The organism is Sphingomonas sp. KR3-1 (assembly GCF_040049295.1).
In the GTDB taxonomy this organism is placed as follows: Bacteria; Pseudomonadota; Alphaproteobacteria; order Sphingomonadales; family Sphingomonadaceae; genus Sphingomonas.
Window position 1 is genome coordinate 51858 of record NZ_JBDZDQ010000002.1, and the last position, 17759, is coordinate 69616.

Annotated in this window: 13 protein-coding genes; 1 reads left to right on the plus strand and 12 read right to left on the minus strand. The window is 71.1% G+C overall.

Going from position 1 to position 17759, the window contains the following annotated elements; genetic code table 11:
- Positions 1 to 10: 10 nt before the first annotated feature.
- Entirely contained in the window at positions 11 to 592 is a 582-nt protein-coding gene (locus ABLE38_RS12370) for an FMN-binding negative transcriptional regulator (protein ID WP_348974530.1), read from the plus strand.
- A 182-nt stretch (positions 593 to 774) separates the two neighbouring features.
- Here ABLE38_RS12370 and ABLE38_RS12375 read toward each other — a convergent pair whose 3' ends face one another.
- Genes ABLE38_RS12375 through ABLE38_RS12430 form a run of 12 tightly spaced genes read right to left on the minus strand, consistent with a single transcriptional unit; the run spans position 775 to position 17751 of the window.
- Complete coding sequence (locus tag ABLE38_RS12375; RefSeq protein WP_348974531.1) at positions 775 to 4518, minus strand: DUF6519 domain-containing protein; 3744 nt, start codon at positions 4516 to 4518, stop codon at positions 775 to 777.
- An 11-nt stretch (positions 4519 to 4529) separates the two neighbouring features.
- The gene (locus ABLE38_RS12380) at positions 4530 to 6809 is read right to left on the minus strand and encodes a hypothetical protein (protein ID WP_348974532.1); all 2280 of its coding nucleotides are present in this window, start codon (positions 6807 to 6809) and stop codon (positions 4530 to 4532) included.
- Positions 6802 to 9840: a putative baseplate assembly protein gene (locus tag ABLE38_RS12385; protein ID WP_348974533.1), complete on the minus strand. Its 3039-nt coding sequence runs from the start codon at positions 9838 to 9840 to the stop codon at positions 6802 to 6804. The genes ABLE38_RS12380 and ABLE38_RS12385 overlap by 8 nt, the downstream gene beginning before the upstream one ends.
- Positions 9840 to 12395 (minus strand): putative baseplate assembly protein, encoded by a 2556-nt coding sequence (locus tag ABLE38_RS12390; protein ID WP_348974534.1) that lies wholly within the window; start codon positions 12393 to 12395, stop codon positions 9840 to 9842. Before ABLE38_RS12390 ends, ABLE38_RS12385 begins: the two co-directional genes overlap by 1 nt.
- Entirely contained in the window at positions 12392 to 12751 is a 360-nt protein-coding gene (locus tag ABLE38_RS12395; RefSeq protein WP_348974535.1) for a GPW/gp25 family protein, read from the minus strand. Before ABLE38_RS12395 ends, ABLE38_RS12390 begins: the two co-directional genes overlap by 4 nt.
- Positions 12748 to 13083 (minus strand): hypothetical protein, encoded by a 336-nt coding sequence (locus ABLE38_RS12400; RefSeq protein WP_348974536.1) that lies wholly within the window; start codon positions 13081 to 13083, stop codon positions 12748 to 12750. Before ABLE38_RS12400 ends, ABLE38_RS12395 begins: the two co-directional genes overlap by 4 nt.
- Entirely contained in the window at positions 13080 to 13586 is a 507-nt protein-coding gene (locus ABLE38_RS12405; protein WP_348974537.1) for a phage baseplate assembly protein V, read from the minus strand. Before ABLE38_RS12405 ends, ABLE38_RS12400 begins: the two co-directional genes overlap by 4 nt.
- The gene (locus tag ABLE38_RS12410) at positions 13583 to 14740 is read right to left on the minus strand and encodes a hypothetical protein (protein WP_348974538.1); all 1158 of its coding nucleotides are present in this window, start codon (positions 14738 to 14740) and stop codon (positions 13583 to 13585) included. The genes ABLE38_RS12405 and ABLE38_RS12410 overlap by 4 nt, the downstream gene beginning before the upstream one ends.
- Positions 14737 to 15042, minus strand: a complete 306-nt coding sequence (locus ABLE38_RS12415; RefSeq protein ID WP_348974539.1) for a hypothetical protein — start codon at positions 15040 to 15042, stop codon at positions 14737 to 14739. Before ABLE38_RS12415 ends, ABLE38_RS12410 begins: the two co-directional genes overlap by 4 nt.
- A 14-nt stretch (positions 15043 to 15056) precedes the next feature.
- Positions 15057 to 15710: a hypothetical protein gene (locus ABLE38_RS12420; protein WP_348974540.1), complete on the minus strand. Its 654-nt coding sequence runs from the start codon at positions 15708 to 15710 to the stop codon at positions 15057 to 15059.
- A complete protein-coding gene (locus ABLE38_RS12425; RefSeq protein WP_348974541.1) occupies positions 15707 to 16309 on the minus strand; it encodes a hypothetical protein in 603 nt (200 codons plus the stop codon). The genes ABLE38_RS12420 and ABLE38_RS12425 overlap by 4 nt, the downstream gene beginning before the upstream one ends.
- Positions 16306 to 17751: a DUF4157 domain-containing protein gene (locus ABLE38_RS12430; protein WP_348974542.1), complete on the minus strand. Its 1446-nt coding sequence runs from the start codon at positions 17749 to 17751 to the stop codon at positions 16306 to 16308. Before ABLE38_RS12430 ends, ABLE38_RS12425 begins: the two co-directional genes overlap by 4 nt.
- Positions 17752 to 17759 lie beyond the last annotated feature (8 nt).

A 17759-nucleotide genomic window follows, 5' to 3' on the forward strand; every position in this document is an offset into this window, starting at 1 on the left:
GCAGCAGGAAATGCGCCGCTTCGCACCGCGCCGCCCGGGCGACGTCGCCGAGATGATCCGCGAGGACGTGCTCGGCCTGGTCACCACGCATGACGCGCAGGGCTTCATCACCACGCCGCTGCCGCTGCTCGCCGAGCTGGACGAGGCGGGCGAGGTGCGGGCGCTGATCGGCCATTTCGCCCGCGCCAACCCGCATCTGGCCCGCGCCGAGGCGACGCCGCGCGCGCAGGTCAGCTTCTTCGGCCCGCACGGCTATATCTCGCCGTCGATGGTCTCCAAGCCCGATTGGGGGCCGACCTGGAACTATCGCCTCGCCCAGTTCGAGGTGGACATCGAATTGCAGCCGGGCGCCGAGGACGCGGCGATCCGCGCGCTGGCCGAGGCGCTGGAGGGGGATCGCTGGACGGTGGAGCGGATGGGCGCGCGCTATGCGGGGCTGGTCGAGCAGGTCGTCGCGTTCCGCGCCGTGGTGACAGCGTCGAGCGCGCGCTTCAAGCTTGGGCAGGACGAGAGCGACACGTCCTTCGCGGAGATCGTCGCGGCGCTGGGGGACGGTCCGCTGGCACGGGCGATGCGCAGCCAGCGCGGCTGACCGGCCAGGCTTGCGGCCAAATCAAGATAGATGCTGGAAGGCAGATATGAGTAGGGGCGAGCCGGATGCCGCCTCGCCCCATGACCTCAAAAGGGACTCGAACCCCAAGACCAATACCATCATTATCAATCGAGGCCGTCGCAACTTTCGCATTTCTTCGGAAGAATGCAAGTGGATTCGTCCTATAGCTGGGGCCAATTGTCGCGCAGGCGCATGAAACCTGGGTGGTGGACGACGCGATCGGGCGAAACGCCCTCGACCAGATTGTCGGCGGCGAGCCACAGATAGCCGCTGACCGCGTTTTCCGAGATCGCCGGCTGTGGGCGCACGCAGATTCCCACCCGGGCGACGGGGCCGACGCGGTTCTCGGAAACCAGCAGGAATGTGCCGATATCCCCCCAGATGCGGATGCCGTGATTGTACAGGTCCTCCCCCGGCTTGTACGGCGGCACCGCCCAGTCGAGCAGGTTGCGCTGGACGCGGATCGTGTCGGCATTGCCGACGAACAGCGCCATCGGGACATAGGTGTCCTGCCCCGGCTTGATCAGCGAGACATGGTTGTCGGCGATGCTCACCGTGCCCGCGCGCAGCGGCTTGGTGGTGTCGCGCGTGCCCGGCTGCGGCTTGTCGCGGTGCGTGCTGGTGCCGACATGCACGCCGCGCACGAAGCCATAGGCCTTGTTGCCGCGGATCTGCACCGTGGTCAGCACGCTGCCGCCACAGGTGATCGCCTGGCGCGCATGCGTCGGCATCGCGCCGATATAGCGGTTGTACCAGGTCACCGCGCTCGGCAGCGTCTCGCGGAAGCGCGCGTCGCTGGCGATGCGGCCGGCCAGCGTGCGCAGATAGGCGATCAGCGCGGCCTCGTCCTCGATCTCCTTGGGCTGCACCAGCTTCATCGCCTTGCCCCAGTCGACCTGGGTGATCGGCGAGGTGAACTCGACCGCGAGCGAGCGGTAGCGGATGGTGACGTCGCGCCCGGTCTGCGGCGCTTCGCGGTTGACGCGGCCCGAGGGTTCGGTGGTGAGGACCAGGGTGCGCTTGATGCCGTCCTCGATCCCCGCCATCCGCCCCTCGCCGAGCCGGCCGCCCAGCGTGTGCATCGATCGCGCATAGGTCGGCGCGAGCTCGGGCTTGGCGATGATCAGGTCGGTGACGCGCTTGAGATAGGCCTGCATGCCGGTCGGCGACTTCTGCTCGGCGGCACTGGGCGGGTTGGCGGCGAAGATCGGGTCCCATTCGGGCTGCGGGATCGGCGATTCGAAGCTGACCTCGATCTCGCCGTCGCGGTAGAAGCGCTGCGCGCCGCCGGCGGTCGCCACCGCCTTGGGGGCGATCACGAGCATGTCGCCGATCCGCTTGCGCCACAGCGGCGTCTCGAACAGCCGGTCGGGCCGGACGCCGGCCTTGCCGGGCACCACCGCCAGCTCGTTGTCGGCGACGATCGTGTTGACCGCGTCGGTGATCAGGATGCCGTCCTGCGCCAGCCCGACCGCCAGGCGGTTGTTGACGACATGCACCGAATCGAGCGGCTTCCTGGCCGAGCCGCGGATGGTGAGCGCGGTGCGCTCGGTCACCGCGCCGCCGCCGGTGCGCACCGACAGGCCCGACACCTCGACGTCCGGGCAATCGACGATCGTCACCGCGCCCTGGCGGAAATCGATATGCTCGATCGCGCCCGAGCCGTCGGGCGCCGACACGTCGAGGTCGCGCAGCGTCACGCTCGCGCAACCTTCGAAATGGAGCGCGCATTCGGCGCGGTTGGCGACGATCCGCGTGCCCTCGCCGGCGCCGTGGATCGTCAGATTGCCCTTGTTCTTGAGCTCGACCCGCGCGCCGGTCTGATAGAGCCCGCGCTGGAAGCAGATGCTCGCGTCCTCGCCATCCTTGATCGCAGCCAGGATCGCGACCCAGTCGCTGCCCTCGGTGATGACATAGGTCGAGCAGCCGACCCGCTGCAGCCCGGCGAGCTTCTCGATCGCCTTCTGCACCGTGTTCGCGCCGGAGAGATTGGGCGTGGCCGCCGGATCGAACGACACTTCGGCGGCGGTGCTGAGCGTGGCGGTGAAGACGATCGGCAGATGCGTCGGGTTGCCCGCCGCATCGAGCAGGCGCGCCCGCACCCGCTGCACCGGCAGCGCCGCATCGAGCGACCAGGCGAGCGTCGCGATACCGTCGCTGCCGGTCTGCACGGTGCGCTTCTTGAGACCGTCGGCGACCGGGCCGAGCCGACCGTCGCCGTCGAGGATCTCGAAGTCGATGTTCAGCCCGGCGAGCGGCGTCTTGCCGCGGATCACCCCGACACGAAGCGGGGAGGGGAGCGCGATGCGCGTCGCCGGGGCGAGCGGATCGGGCATCGCCTCCTGCCCGTCGCCGCCCAGATAGAGGAAGCTGCGCAGCGCGGTGAGCGGCGGGAAGATGTTCCGGCAGTCGCTGTCGACCGTCCAGATGCCCGTTCCAGCGCGCGTGACCAGGGCGAGCGCGGCATAGTGATGCGTGATGCCGCGCGGGGGCAGCAACGCCTCCGCGCCCGTTGCCGGATCGGCCGGCCACTCGATCGCCGCGGCGAGCGAGCGCGCCGGGATCTGCCAGAAGTCGCCGGTGGCGAAGCGCCCGGCGGCGAACTCGACTTCGATTCCCTGCTCGATCGCCACCCAGGCGTTCGGCGCGATCGCGGCGGGCAGGCCGCCTTCCCAGCGGCGGATGATGCCGCCGGTCTGGGGAAGCGCGCTGAGATCGGGGGAGGTGCCGCTGGTCAGCGGCGCCAGCGTATCGGGATGGCGGACCTCGCCCAGGCTGACGCGCAGGCCATTGATGTCGGACAGGCGGGCGAAGAAGCCGGGCTTGCCGGCGAGCAGCCGGGCCTCGTCGAGGATCTCGACCCAATCGTCGCGCTTCAGCGCGGTCGGATCGTCGGGGCCCAGGCTGTCGACCAGCAGGGCGCCATTGTCGATCGCAGCATAGCGCGCTTCGCGGATGGCGTTGTCGCGCGACCATTTCCAGGTGCCGGACGCCGCGCCGCCATTGTGGATCTCGACGCGGTAGAGATGATTCTCGAGGCTGCGATAGCCGCCGGTCGCGGGCAGCGCGCAGGGATCGGCGACCGCCGCGGCGGCGCGTGCCCGCGCGGCCATCCGGCCCGAGGCGCCGGGGCCGAAGGGCGACCAGCCGGGGACGAAGCTGGCGCACGAGACGGGCGCGGCGACCGCGCCGGCAGCGACCAGGTCGCTGGTCTTGGCGAAGCGGAGCTGCCAGACGATCTGGTCGCGGATCGCCGTGTCCGGCCCGCCGAGCGCGGTCTCGCGCAGCAGCCGGTCGTCCGCCGCGCCGACGCCGCGCTCCCAGACGTCGAGATAGGCGAGATAGGTGCCGGCGGTGGCCGGCAGCGCCGATTCGCGCAGGAAGGGCTGGCTCTCGGCACTGCGATAGAGATCGGCCGCGACCGCGCTGTTGGGCGACAGCGATGCGGCGGCCTGGAAGGTCTGGAGGCCGTTCACATCGGCGAGCAGCGTTGCGACGCGCACCGCGTCGTTCGCTCCGCTGCCGACCAGCACGACATAGTCGCCGGCCGCAACGCGCGTGCCGCTGTCGACCCGCCACCGCGTGGCGGCGCCCGAGCCCGATTGCCGGGTCAGCGCCAGCCGGGTGGGCGCCGTGTTGGCTACGCCGATCCCGTCGAGATAGGCCTGGCCGCCGCCGATCAGCAGCGCCTGGCCGCCCGCGCCGGCGAGGATCGCGAAACCGGGCGCGTCCTCGGGAAAGCCGCTCGCGCCGATCACCGAGCGCGCGGTGGTGCGCAGCGCGGTGCGCTGGATGTCGCCCTGCTCGTTCCAGTCGGCGTCGGAGAACAGCCGCCCCTGCTGCATGCGGACGGCGCTGAACCCCTGATCGGGGCGGAACGTGTCGCGGGTGAAGTCGCCGGTCATCGTCTTGGTCCTCAGGTCTGGAACAGCGGGGCGGCGGTGAGGCCGAACGGCAGGAATTCGTCGAGCATGTCGCTCAGATTGGCGCGGCGGAACGGCTCGCCCGACGCGAAGCCGGCGCCCATTTCCGCGCCGCCGAAGCCGCCCGAGGCGATCTGCGGCGGGCCCGAAAGCGCGAGCTGGCCAAAGGCGCTGGCGGGATAGGCGCTGGCGGTGAAAATCGGCGCGAGCGAGCGCGCGATGCGGGTGCGCTCGGCATCGGAGAGGATTACGCCGGGGATCTGGTCGGCAGCGGCCAGCGCGCGATCGGGCTGGCAGCGATAGCGGCGCGGCACGCGCGAGGTGAGCGGCGCGTAGCAGAAGCGCACGCAGCCCTGCTGGCGCTGCCCGGCGCGGGCCGTGCCCATGAACAGGCTGTTCTCCGCCTCGATCGAGCGGATCCGCGCGCGCCCGAAGATCGTGCTGCGCGCGATCTCGGCGTCCGCCGACAGCGCATCGATGACGACCGCGAGCTTGTCCGGATCGGCTTCGAGCGTGCGGTCCTCGCCGACGATCGAGTCGGCGATCGTCAGCCCGCCGCCGGCCTTGTCGAGCGCGACGGGGCCGATGATGCAATGATCGATCTCGACCGCGAGCTCGCCGTTTTGCGAGGTGACGCGCACGCCCTTCGCGAGCCCGGTGGCGGCGGCGCCGATCGTGCAGTGGCGCAGCGACAGCGCGCCGAGCGTCCCCGCCACGACCTGCACTTCGCCCTCGACCAGCAGTCCGTCGAGGACCAGCTCGCCGAGCTCCTCGCCCGCGGCGGGCGGCACGCCGCGCACGCGGATATCGGCCTGGATGTGCGGGCGGCGATAGAGCGGCGCGAGCCCGGCGAGGTCGCGGCGGATGACGCCGCCGGGCAGCTTGACCCGGGGCCAGTCGGCCGCGGCGATCGCCAGCCGCGCGCCGGCCGGGATGCGGACGACATGGTTGGCGGCGGACAGGTCCTCGGCATAGCTGGCATTGTCGAGCAGCAGGATGATCCCGCGCGTGCCGGCGATCGCCTGTTGCTGCCACCGCTCGATCGCGGCGGCGAGCGAGGCGACGACGATGCCGCCCTGGTCGAGATTGTCGGTCTGTTCCTCGGCGCGCGCCGAGACACCGATGATCCAGGGCGGCGGCGCGTTGTCGACGAAGAACTGCTCGCGCCAGGCGGCGAAGCTGGCGCTGCGGTCATAGGGGCCGCCGCCGATCGCGAAGGGCGCCGCGAACGCGCAGCTCGCCTCGACGGCCTTGCCCTCGTCGCTGGCGTGGAGCGCGAGCCGGCCGAGCTCGGGGTCGAACAGGATGTGCCCGGGATTTTCGGGCCGCCGCCAGGTCGGGCTGCCCGAGCCGTTGTCGCGCGTCTCGAGGTTGCAGCTGTGGAGCCGCTCGGGCGGGACCTCCGCGCCGCCGAGGCGCAGCCGCACCACCGGCGTATCGTCGAACCACTGGCCGCCGCCGGGCGTGCCGTCGCGCAGCCGGTTGAGGTCGCGGTGGAGCAGCCGGCGGTCGAGCGGTGCCGGGACCATCCGCATGTCGACCCGGCCGGCGATCGAGCGGTCGGCCTTGGGGCGGTTGAACAGCGCGCGGTCGGCGCCGAGCGGATCGAAGGTGCGGAACCCCGGCCCGATCGCGGAGACGCGCGGCATCAGTCCGCCGAGATAGCCTGCCGGCTCGCTCAGCACATAGCCGAGCGGCTGGGCGTCGAGCCGCCAGACGAACAGGCCGACATTGGGAATGGCGTAGCGCCCCTGCGTGCCGCCGGCGGCCCCGGAGCCGGGGGAGAAGCCGCCGGCGCCGAAGGCGCTGCCCGCGAGCCGGGCCGCCTCGGCATCGCGGATCGACACCGTGCCCACCGCGCCGGGGCGGACATGGTTGACGTTCTGCGTCCAGGCGAGCTGCTGGAAGAACTCGACCGCGACCACCGGCCAGCCGGTCACGTCGCGCGCGATCTGCTCGAGCGCCGCCGCCGTGCCCTTGGCCTGGCGATAGCCGAGCGTGTTGGCGATATAGCTGCGCAGGCCGACTTCGTTGCCGCCGAACGGCCGCATCGGCCGCGCCCCGATCAGCGCGCCGATATAGGGGATCACCCAGGGCTCGCAGCTCTCGATGAACCAATTGTCGTAAAGCTGGTCGAGGTCGCGCTCGACGATGCCGAGCTCGCCGGCGAGCACGCCCATCAGCGCCTCGAGCGCATGGCCTTCGGTGGCATCGCGGGTGCGCAGATATTGCGGCAGCAGCGCGAGCAGCGAGACGTCGGGGCGGTTATGCATGCGCGACCTCCACCGTGAGCGTGATGCCGGCATCGAACAAAGTGAGCAGCTCGGCGGGGGCGAATTCGTCGGGCGCGCCGGGCGGGGCGAGCGCGGCGGGCAGGGCGGGGAGCACGGTCGCCACCGTCGCGCCCGAGGGCGCGCCGCTGCCGTCGAGCAGCGCGAGCTGGTCGAGATCGACGCCGACGACGCCGGGCACCGCCTGCAGCGCGGCGATCACTTCGGCGGCGCTGACCGGCTGGCCGATCGACCGCGCCGCGAAGCCGAAGGCGGCGAGCAATGCGGCGCGCGCGGCGAGCTCGACATCCTTGGCGCGATAGTCGGGATCGTGGAACAGCCGCGCCGCCAGGCTGAAGAAGCGCCGGCTGGCGGCGCGCACGGCAAGCCGGCTGCCACGGTCGCGCACGGCATCGGCGGCGGCCTGGAGGTTGGCGATCACCGGGGCCGAGGGCGGCAGGATGGTGTCGCTGGTGCCGGTGATGCTGAGCAGCACCAGCCGGTGCTCGCCCGACCACAGCGCCGCCGCCTGCGCCTTGCCGACCCCGGCGAAGTTGGCGGCGAAGTCGCGATAGTCGATCAGCGAGACGATGCGGCCGAGCGTCTTCACGTCGCGGGGCGCATTGGTGCGGATATCGACCAGGCTCTCGGGCTCGGCGCTGCCGCTCGCGCGGCTGGGATTGACCGTCGAGCGGATGCCGAGCGGGCGCGTCTTAAGCTGGATGATCGCGCCCTCGGCCACTTCGCCGGCGATGCCGATCCCGGCGCGATAGGCGGCGGTGACGTTGAGCTGGCCGGTGGGCAGGCGGCTGCCGCGGATGCCGTCGCCGAACTGGACCCAGCAGCTGCCGTCATCCTCGCCGCGCACCATGTAGACGCGATCGTGCGGGCCGGCTTGGTAGAGCGTCGGGACTTCGTGCCACAGCAGCCCGTCGACGCGGATCGCCAGCGTCGTCGCGCGCCCGGTCCCGCTCTGCGCGCTGACATAGGTGAGCGGGCGCTTGGTCAGCTTGAAGCGCTGGAAGATCTGCGCGGCGTCGCCCGAGCCGAGCTGCTCCTCATAGGCCTCGCCATGCGTCGCCGGCGCCATGTTGGCGTTCACCTTCACGCTGGCGCGGCGATAGCTGTGCTCGGGGCCGCTCAGCAGCATCAGCCGGGTGAAGCCGCCGATATGGACGACGTCGCTCACCGTCAGCGTCTCGCTCGCGGCAAGCCCGTCGGCATCGCTGCGATCCCCGGCGACCGAGATGGTCTGGCCGTCGACCAGGTCGAGATAGAGCGATTCCAGGTCGATCGCATCGGCGCCCGCTGCCAGATCCTCGCGGATCGGCGTCCCCGCCAGCGGCAGCGGCACGCTCGCGGCGAAGATATGCGCGGAGCGGAAGCGGAAATCGTGGAGCGGCGACGTGACGCTATCGTCCGGGACCGTCAGCGCGCTGCCATCGGGCTTGCGGAATGCCAGTCCCGTGGCCTTGCCGGTCAGCGCGAAGTCGGCGCGCGACTGGGTTGCGGCGCCGGCGACGCGGAACACCATTGCCTCGCCCTCGGCGGTCTCGATCGCCGCCCAGCTGTCGGGCACGATCTCCTTGACCTCGCGCTCGAGAAAGGCGTGGACGCTGGCCGGCAGCGCGGCCTTCTGGCTGCTCTCCCAGATCGTCACGCCCTCGTTCGCGTCCCAGTCGACGCCGTACTTGGCCTTGAAATCGGCCCCCAGCGTCGCGTGCGCCGGCGCGCTGCTGCCAAGGAAGCCGCAATCCTCGCGCAGGATGTAGAGCCCAGGCTGCGCCGCCGAGGTCTCGGGCGCGTCGACCGTGCGCGGCCGGCGGATCAGGTGCATCAGCTTCTCGCGCGGCCAGGCCTGGCTGCGCACCAGCGCGGTGAGGGCAGGGCCGCTCCACACGGTCTGGCGGACGAAGGAGTTGATCGTCGGGCTGTCGAACGCCAGCCGGATCGTCGGCATGGGCAGGCGCTTGAGCCGCGGCAGCCGGCGCGCGGGCGGCCCGCGCACCGCGTCGGGCGTGCCGCCGCCGCGGGTCGCGACCAGCCGGGTGACGCCGAACGCGCGGTCGTCCTCGGCGCGGATCACCCGCAAGGTCGACGCGGCGACGTGGCGCGCGCCGTCGGAGCCGATCCGCACCCCGACGCTGACGATGCGCTGGCCGGGGCGCAGCCCGAGCCCGGTGCCGGCCAGGTAGATCTCGTCGACGGGCACCGCGCGCAGCAGCGGCTCGACCTCGGGATTGAGCGCGTGATCGGCGATCCGCTGCTCGAGCGCGGCGGCGAGGTCGGTCTCGGTATCGAGCGGGAGATAGTTCGCCAGCGCGCTTGTCGCGGTGAAGGTCACCAGGTGGGGATCGGCGAGCACTGCGTCGGCGAAGCTGTTGTCGAGGTCGAACAGGAAGATCCGGCCATTGTCGGCGTCCGCATCGCTCGCGGCGTTGTGGAACAGCGCGAGCGGCTGGTCGTAGAGCGTGCGCGCCGGCATCGCGTTCCACTCGGCCCGCGCGACGATCGGGGCGATCGTCTCGAAGACCTGGGGCAGCTCGCCCTTGCGCGTCGGCACCGACATCGCCTGCACGCCGGCCGGCACGTCGACCGCGCGATAGGGATCGTCGGATGCCTCGACGGTGAACGACAGCGCGACCGACGCCGCGACGCCCGGCGCGGGCTCGTAGCCGATGGTGCGCGCCAGCTCGACGAGCGAGCGCCGCTGCGTCGCGGTGCCGACATAGCCTTCGTTGGCGACGCGCTCGCTGTAGAAGCTGAGCACGTCGAGCGTCGCCGCGAACCCGTCGAGCAGCGCGATCGTCGGATCCTCGAGCGCGCGGGCGCGCAACGCGGCGAGCGGATAGAGCGTGTCGCCCGTCTCGGCGTCGGTGACCTTCTGGAGCGGCAGCTGCCATTGGAGCCTGCCGAAGAACTCGGGATAGGTGCCGATGCGATAGGCGAGCTGCGGCAGGCCAGGCCGGTTGTCGGGCCGCTTGGCCGCATCGTCGCGCGCGCCGCAGACATCGGCGGGGGGCTTGTGCGGCATCAGCGTCCTCCGCCCATGATGAAGGCGATCCGGCCATGATCGGGATAGGTCGGGCTGTTATCGAGCCGCGCGACCTCGTTCGGCGCGATCGGGATCTCGGCGTTGTCGGAATAGTCGACATTGGGCTGGTCGAGCCGGCCGAAGCGCCCGCGCAGCACGCCCGCGCCGTCGCGCACGCCGAGCCATTGCACCCCGGTCACCTGCATCGCGCGCGCGACGATCGGCGAGAGCATGACGTTGTCGCCGAAGCTGAAATTGTCGGGGTTGAAGAAGCCCGGCCGCCCGTCGCGCGTGGTGTGCGACGAGAACAGGTCGAGCAGATCGCGCTCGACATCGCCGGCATAATGATCGGGGCAGACGCAGACGAAGAGCTGGATGTCGAGCGGCACATAGCGTGGCGGCACCACTTCCAGGTCGTGGCCGGCGAGCCGGTAGCTTGCCAGATGCCCGCGCAGGCCGGTCTCGAACGCATCGTCGACCGCGCCGCCGCCGCGACGATCGATCGCCAGGAAGATCGTGCTCCAGCTGCCCGTCCAGCGGCGCTCGCCATAGGCGCGCTGGACGTCGCCATAGGCCTGGGCGGCGGCAACATAGTCGGCCGGAGTGACGGCGCGGCGCTGCTGGCGGAAGGCCTGGGGCGCCGCGACGCGGATCGCCGCCGCCGGCTCGCGGTCACGGCCGCCCGATGCGGGCAGCGGGTTGCGCAGCCCCGCGATCATCGCCCCGTCCGCGGTCACGACATGCGCGATCGTGCCAGCGGCGACATTGCCGCGCCGCCCGCCGCCCTGGCGGATCCGCGCCCGCATGTCGGTGATGTCGGTCGGCATGCGCCCGGCCGAGCCGTCCCCGAAGCGCGCATAATGCGCGATGTCGGTCGCCTCGACGCAGAATTCGGCGGCGAACGGGTCCGATGCGAGCAGGTCGGGCACCGGCCGCCAGGTGTCGCCGCCGCCCTCCAGCGTCACCGCGGCGAGCGGCTGACCCAGCGGCGCCAGCGCGGCGCGGGCCGATTGCCCGCGCGCCGCCGCCGCATCATAGGCCGGGGCGTGGACGATCTGGTCGACCGCCAGTCGGCAGCGCAGCAGCACGCCCGGGCCGTCATCGGGCAACAGTCCGGTACGGACGGGCACCGGGGCGCTGGGCTCCTTGCCGCCCACCGCGATATCGTCTTCGAGCTGCTGAAGTGGCCAGGACCGGTAGTCGACCGTCCGGCCCTCGTCGGCGAGCACGATGTTGCCGATCGCGACCGATCCGTCGACGATCCCGTCGCGCGCAAGGTTCAGCGGGAAGGCGAGCGCGTCGTCGGGATACCAGTCGATCCGCACCAGCGACACGCCCATCACCGGATCGTCGAGGTCGGCCGGATCGAGCGCGATCCGCACGAGCTGGCGATGCGCCGGATCGGGCGGCTCGAGCGCGGTGCCGCCGAACGGGATGCGCTCCTCGAACAGGACGAGGTCCCCGCGCGCCAGCCCGAGATTGGCGACGGTGCCGATCAGGAAGGCAGTCGTCGATCCCGCCGGCAGGCAGCAGGCTGCGTCCCCCCAATCGTGCAGGCGCATCTGGTTGCGCGCCACGCGCAGCGAGCGGAGCTCGTGCAGCGTCTCGAACACGATCGCGCCGGCGCCGACGAAATCCTCGAACACCACCGGATCGTGCGGCTGGACGACTTTTGGCATGCCCGCCATGCGTGGCGGGCGGGTGAGTAGCCGCGCGCCGGCGGGGAGGATCGGCGGTTGCGCCGGCGCCCGCTCGACGTTGAGCGCCGCGGCGACCGCGACTGCGACGCGGGCGTTGCACCCTTCCGACGTCGCATAGCCGAGCAGCCGCGCGTGCCGCACGATCGACTGGCGCAGCCGCGCGCGGCCGAAGAACGCCTCGGTCCCCACGGCGTCCTGGAACCAGCTGGTCTGGTCGGCCGCGAAGGCCAGCGCCTCGACCAGCGTGATGCCGAGATCCGCCGGGCTGCGCTCGGTCCAGCCCGGCAGGCTGACCGCCATGCGATCGAGCATCAGCTGGCGGAAGCTGTCATAGTCCTTGGCGAGATAGTCGATCGGCGGGCCGAAATCGCGCGGCGCCGGCGGCGCGTCCGGGTCGGCGCAGTCGAACGGCGAGGGGCATTCCGCCTTGAAGCTGAACTCGAGCGCGGCCAGCATCGGATCGAGAAAGGGCGGGACGGTATCGTTGACCACGCCCAGCCGGATGATCAGCCGATAGGGTGAATAGTCCCCCGCCGCATCGACCGTCAGCTGCAGACTGTGCGGAACCGGGCCGGCGGCGACGCCGGTCACGCGGATCCCGGTGACGCGGGTGCCGCCCTCGATCCGGAAATTGTCGGGGCCGAGCAGCGGCGTGGTGCCCGACAGCACGCCGTCGTCGCGCAGGAAGGCGAGCGTCAGCAGGCGCTGGCGCAGGGCCGGCGTCGGCGCGTCGCGGTCGATCACCTCGACATAGTCGATGCCGTTGAGCAGCACGCCGCCGCCGGTGTCGATCGCTGCCTCGGCGACCCGCTGTCGGCGCCGTTCGGTGCCGCAATATTGCAGAGCCCCGGTCAAAACGGCTGCTCCACGATGACGGTCTGTTCCTGCGTCTCGTCGAGCAGGCGGTAGCGCACCGCGATCGCCAGCCGGCTGTCCTGCGCCTGCGTCTCGACGCCGCGCACCTCGATGATGTCGGAGAGGAATTGTTGCAGCGCCGCCATCACCATGTGCTGCGCCGCCGCCGCGACTTCGGGCGCATTCTCGGAGAAGATCAGCTCGCCCACGCCGCCGCCGAATTCGGGGCGGTTCACGCGCTCGCCGCGGCGGGTGAACAGCAATTGCGCGATCAGCTCGCGGACATGGTCCTCGCGCTCGGCACCCGCGGTGACGCCGCCGGGGGCGATGCGATAGGGGAAGCCGAAATTGGTCATGCGATCACCTTCATCTGCACGCTGGCCCAGATGACGGGGCCCTGCGGCGCCTGCGTCGCGGCCTGGCCCATGTCGGACGGGTTCATCGTCAGCACCGGCTTGTTCTCGACCATCACCTTGGGCGAGGCGCCGGTGAGCATCAGCGTCACGCAGGGCGACGGGGTCGGCCCCGCCGGCAGCTGGAAGGGGCAGCCGGCGACCGTGCCCTTGTCGCCCATCACCAGCGCCGGCGCGCCCATCACCAGCACCTTGGTGGCGGACGAGATCAGCGTGCCGGGGATCGCATGCGGGCACTGCGCGACCGAGGCGATGGTGACGATCGGCGCGGTCATGGCAGCACCTTCAAATTGGTGCCGTTGATCGACACACCGTCCAGCGCCAGCTTCACGCTGCTGGCGCCGTGGGTGAGCGTCATCCCGTCGGGCCCGGCCTCGATCTTCGCGGCGCCGGTGGCGGTGGTCAGCTCGAGCTTCAGCGTCGGCGCGCCGGGGATGTCCATGATCTCGAGGCTGAAATTGTCGCCCTTCCAGGCCTTGGTCAGGAAGCCGGTCGGCCCCGGCGGGGCCGGGGTGTCGCCCAGGTCCCAGAAGCCGCCCGACCAGATCGGATAGTCGGGGTCGCCGGCCTCGAACTCGACCCAGACCTTCCCGTCCTTCGGGGGGATGGCGTAGAAGCCGACGCCGCTTCCGGCGCCCGGCAGGCAGGGCATCGCCCAGGCGAGCGTGCCGTCGCCGAGCACCGAGGGGACGCTGACCTGGATGCGGCCCAGCCCCTGCGGATCGGCGGGGTTCTGCACGATGCCGCGATACTTGCCGTAGAAGGTCGGGCTGGTCATGGCATCACCAGCGGGGTCATCGGCCCGCGCTCGCCGCGGCGCAGCTTGAAGCCCTGCTCATAGCCGCCGGGCTTGATGCGGTGGCGCACCTCCGACACGGTGTAGAGCCCGTCCTGCATCAGCCCGGTGCCGCGCAGGAAGACCATGTCGCGCGCCTTGAGCGCGGCGTTGTAGGCCGTCGAGTTGAGCGTGCCGGACACGGTGAAGGCATCGCGCGCGCCGCGATCGACCTCCGCCTGGGCGCGCCCCATCGCCTGGGCGGCGTTGAGCCCGGTGGTGGTGATCGGCACCTTGCGCGTCTGCCCGAACCGCGCGACGGTCTCCGGCACCGCGCCGAGCGGCGGATTGCTTCCGACCAGCGCGATCACGGGCATTTCCTGCCCGGTGAAGCGGTCCACCACGCTGGTCTCCACCGTGGTCAGCCCGGTGTCGCTCTCCGACGCAGTGACGTTGAACGCGTCGCTCGCGGGCCCCATGTCGACCGTTATCGTCCGCTGCGGGACGCCGGGCCTGTTCGGCGGGCCCCAATAGAGCGTGTTCACCCCCGGCACCGGGCCGGCATCGATATAGGTCTCGTAGCCGTGGCGCTGCGCCATCTGCTGGAGATAGCCCCAGTCGGAGGCGTTCTGCTGCGGCACCCGGTCGATCGGGATCGGCGGATCGACGAACAGCGGCGGCAGCACCATCGGGATCATCCCGAACTGCGGATAGGAGGCGGCGATCAGCATCGCGATCATCGTCTCGTCCATCGCCGGGTGCTCGGTCTGCCTGACTTCCTTGTCGAGCTCCCAGCTCAGGTCGCGGGCGAGCAGGGTCAGCGTGCCCGAGCGCGGCTCGCTGCCCGGCGCGATATCGCGGGTGGTGACGATGCCGTCGAAGATGACATAGGGCGTGATGTCGAACACCATCGTCACGATCACCCGCGCGCCCTTCTGCAGCTGCGGATGGGCGATGAAGGGGGACATGAGGAAGTCGAGCGGCCCCGATCGGGCGGCGTTGATCACCAGCCGCAGCCCGGAATCCTCGCTGTCCGACAGCTTGATCTCGAGCTCGACGATCGCGTTCAGCACATCGGCAGGCGCCGGCAGCGCGACCGGGCTGGGCCCGATCAGCAGGTTCATCCGAACCCCCAGCATGTTGCCGAGCAGGCTCATCCCGCCACCTTGCCCAGGCCCGGCACCGGGATGATCGTCACGTCGCCTGCCTTGCCCGGCAGCGCGGCGGGGTGGGTGACGCGGTTGGCATCGGCGATCATCCACCAGGCGGTGGGGCTGGCGAGGTTGCGCCAGGCGAGCAGGTCGATCCGCTCGCCATCGATCGCGCGGTGGCGCGTCGCGACGATCTGGTCGCCGGGATCGGGCAGCATCCGCGGCAGGACGTAGCGCACCACCTGCCCGTCGCCGCGGTCGGCGGCGAGCACCGGCTGGGTGGCATAGCGGCTGGCGAGCGTGAACATTGCCGGTCCCTCCCTCAGAACAATTTCGTGCTGCCGCCGAACACCCCCGCGGCATTTTCGACGCTGGCGACGGTGGCGAGCACTTCCTTGATCACCTGGTGCGCCATGAAGGCCCAGTAGCCGGGGTTGGTGATCGCCAGGTCGTTGTAGGTGAGCACCTTCATCCCCACCGACACCTCGGCGCGGATCGGGTTGAGGTCCGGGTCGTGCATCGTCTCGGTGATCGACAGGCTCTGGATCTTGACCGGGACGACGCGCTTCCAGCCATAGATGAACAGCGTCAGCGGGGCGACCGGCGGGATCACCTCCATCGTGCCGAGCTGCATCAGGATCTGGTTCGCGGCGACGAGCAGCGACTTGGGATAGACCAGCATCTCGAGCGCGGCGAGATAGCCGGTGATGCCCGCGCCGAGCGGCCCGGAATCGCCCTGTTCCATCTGGTCGATCAGGTCGATCGTCAGGTTCGCGCTGATCGTCTCGGCGGGCGGCCCCGCCAGCCGCAGCGCCTCGGCGCGCCCACCGCCGGCTTCCGAATATTGCGGGGCGAGGCTGCGCGAGATCTGTTCCGGATTGTACTGGAAGATCGCCACCGACGAGAGCGGGTTGAACAGGTCCAGCCCGACGATCGCGCCCTTCAGCACCTTGGGGGAGCCCGGGAAGCTGCTCATGTGCGCGCTCCGTCACGGTCGGGCGCGGCCCAGAAGCGGTCGAGCGCCTCGCGCGGCCCGAAGACCGGGAAGTCGCGGCCATGGGCTTCGTCGAGATGCTGCAGATAGGCGCGCACCGCATCGCGCTCCGGACCGGTCAGCAGCGCGACGCGTTGTTCGAACGCTTCGTCCGCCCCCTCGTCGCGGGCAAAAACCCAGCTCGCCGAGTCTTCGTCCAGGAAGCCCGGCTCGAGTTCTTCGAAGTCGCGCTCGAGTTGGGCCATGGTTTCGATGTCGCTGTCGTCCTGCGGCGTCAGGCAGGTCAGCAGCATCGAGGTAAGCGCGCCGCATTTGGCATAATGCGCCAGCGACGCGCACATGCAGGCGGGCAGGAGATAGGCGAACGCCGCCGGAGTCGCGAAGGCCAGCGCCGCCGAATTGGCGCACAGCGCGTTCCAGGGCAGCACCTGCCAGCCGCCCTGCTGCGCCAGCGCGGCCAGGCCCGCGGCGTCCAGATCCGGCGCGCCGCCCGCGAACATCGGTTCGTCCGGCGGGAGCCCCCGTTCCGCAAAGGCATCCGCGATGCGGGCCAGGATATCCTTTTGCCGATCGGCCATCATGGTGCCCTCGCCGCTGCGGCCAGGGCGGGCGGCCCGAAGATCAGCGCCCGCACGGCTACCCATTCCAGCGCGGCGATGATCGGAACCAGGACGTCGTCGGCAATGCCGATGATCGTCGCATCGTCGGCGATGAGGCCGATGATCGCGCCCACGCCCGCGCCCGCGATGAACGCCGTCAGATTGGGGTTCTCGGCGATGAACCGCTCCGCAGCGGCGATGGCGCCCTCGCCGCTGGTGGCGACCCGCCGCGCCCAATCCGAGATGATCTGGCGGGTCGATCGGGGCGGAGCCGAGGTGATCGGCGGCGCCATGACGGGCGGAGCGATAACGGGCGGGGCGATGACTGGAGGTGCCACGACCGGCGGGGCCACGACTGGAGGTGCCACTACCGGCGGTGCTACCGGCACCCGCACCGGGCTGCGCTCGCGGCGCCCCTCCGGCACGGTGACAGGCGGTGCCACCGGCACGCGCACGCGCTCGCGCTCCCGGCGGCGTTGGCACTTGCTGCGATAGATCTCCATGCAGTTCGCCTGCCCGCGCCGCACGCTTCGCACTTGGTCCCGATGCCCCTGGTCGCCGCCGCCAAAGCAGATATCGCCAAGCTCCTGCCGCACGCGCGCGCACATCTGGAACTGCCGTATTTTCAGGCGAAGCTGGCCGCAGGAATCGCTCTCCTCACATCGGTCCAGCCCCTCGGGTTCCTTGCACCAGAACACGACCGCCGCCCGCAACGGGATATATTGGGATTGCGTACAATCGCCGGGCGGCGTCATTCCCACCCGCCTGATCGTCGGCGCGGCGGCGTGGGCGTGCGCACCCCTGGCCAACCGGCGCTGCGGACCGACCGGCCCTGGCGCGGTCTGCTGCATCACGTGCGCGAGCTCGTGCGCCATGGTGAAGCCGGGACCGGCGGTCTCACTGGCGCCGAGCCAGACATGGTTCTTGTAGGTGAAGGCGCGCGCCGAGATGCTGGCGTTCTTCGCGCTGGCGTCGCCACCCTGATGGACGCGGACCCCCGAAAGGTCGCGGCCCATCCGCCCCTCGAAATAGCTGCGCGTCGCCGCCGGAAGCGGCGCGCCGCCGCGCGTCAGCTCGGCATCGGAGGCCGCCAGCGTCTCGGGCCCGGCATCGCGGCGCGCACGCGGCTCGGCCGGCGACGCCCCGCAACTGCAGGCGCGCTGCACCGCGCCGCCCGCGGGCGGCGTCGTCGTCGCACCCAGCGCCGCCCCCGGATCGGGCATCGCCATCACGCGCGCCGCGATGCTGTCGGCTTCCCGCTCGAAGCGATCCCCGGCCGGGCCGACCGCGAGCCGCGGCTGGATCGGGTGGCTGCGGTCCTTCTCCTCGCACGCCGCGCATTTGCGCTGCACCGCCGGCACCGCCGACAGCGAGGCGACCGGCGGCAGCACATGGCGGCTTGGCAGGGACTCGATGCTACGCATCACCGGCG

Coding starts and splice junctions, on each gene's coding strand:
- ABLE38_RS12370 (WP_348974530.1), top strand. CDS start 11: ATGCGCCGCTTCGCACCGCGCCGCCCGGGCGACGTCGCCGAGATGATC.
- ABLE38_RS12415 (WP_348974539.1), bottom strand. CDS start 15,042: ATGTTCACGCTCGCCAGCCGCTATGCCACCCAGCCGGTGCTCGCCGCC.
- ABLE38_RS12380 (WP_348974532.1), bottom strand. CDS start 6,809: ATGCATAACCGCCCCGACGTCTCGCTGCTCGCGCTGCTGCCGCAATAT.
- ABLE38_RS12405 (WP_348974537.1), bottom strand. CDS start 13,586: ATGACCAGCCCGACCTTCTACGGCAAGTATCGCGGCATCGTGCAGAAC.
- ABLE38_RS12430 (WP_348974542.1), bottom strand. CDS start 17,751: ATGCGTAGCATCGAGTCCCTGCCAAGCCGCCATGTGCTGCCGCCGGTC.
- ABLE38_RS12395 (WP_348974535.1), bottom strand. CDS start 12,751: ATGACCAATTTCGGCTTCCCCTATCGCATCGCCCCCGGCGGCGTCACC.
- ABLE38_RS12385 (WP_348974533.1), bottom strand. CDS start 9,840: ATGCCGCACAAGCCCCCCGCCGATGTCTGCGGCGCGCGCGACGATGCG.
- ABLE38_RS12375 (WP_348974531.1), bottom strand. CDS start 4,518: ATGACCGGCGACTTCACCCGCGACACGTTCCGCCCCGATCAGGGGTTC.
- ABLE38_RS12410 (WP_348974538.1), bottom strand. CDS start 14,740: ATGAGCCTGCTCGGCAACATGCTGGGGGTTCGGATGAACCTGCTGATC.
- ABLE38_RS12400 (WP_348974536.1), bottom strand. CDS start 13,083: ATGACCGCGCCGATCGTCACCATCGCCTCGGTCGCGCAGTGCCCGCAT.
- ABLE38_RS12420 (WP_348974540.1), bottom strand. CDS start 15,710: ATGAGCAGCTTCCCGGGCTCCCCCAAGGTGCTGAAGGGCGCGATCGTC.
- ABLE38_RS12425 (WP_348974541.1), bottom strand. CDS start 16,309: ATGATGGCCGATCGGCAAAAGGATATCCTGGCCCGCATCGCGGATGCC.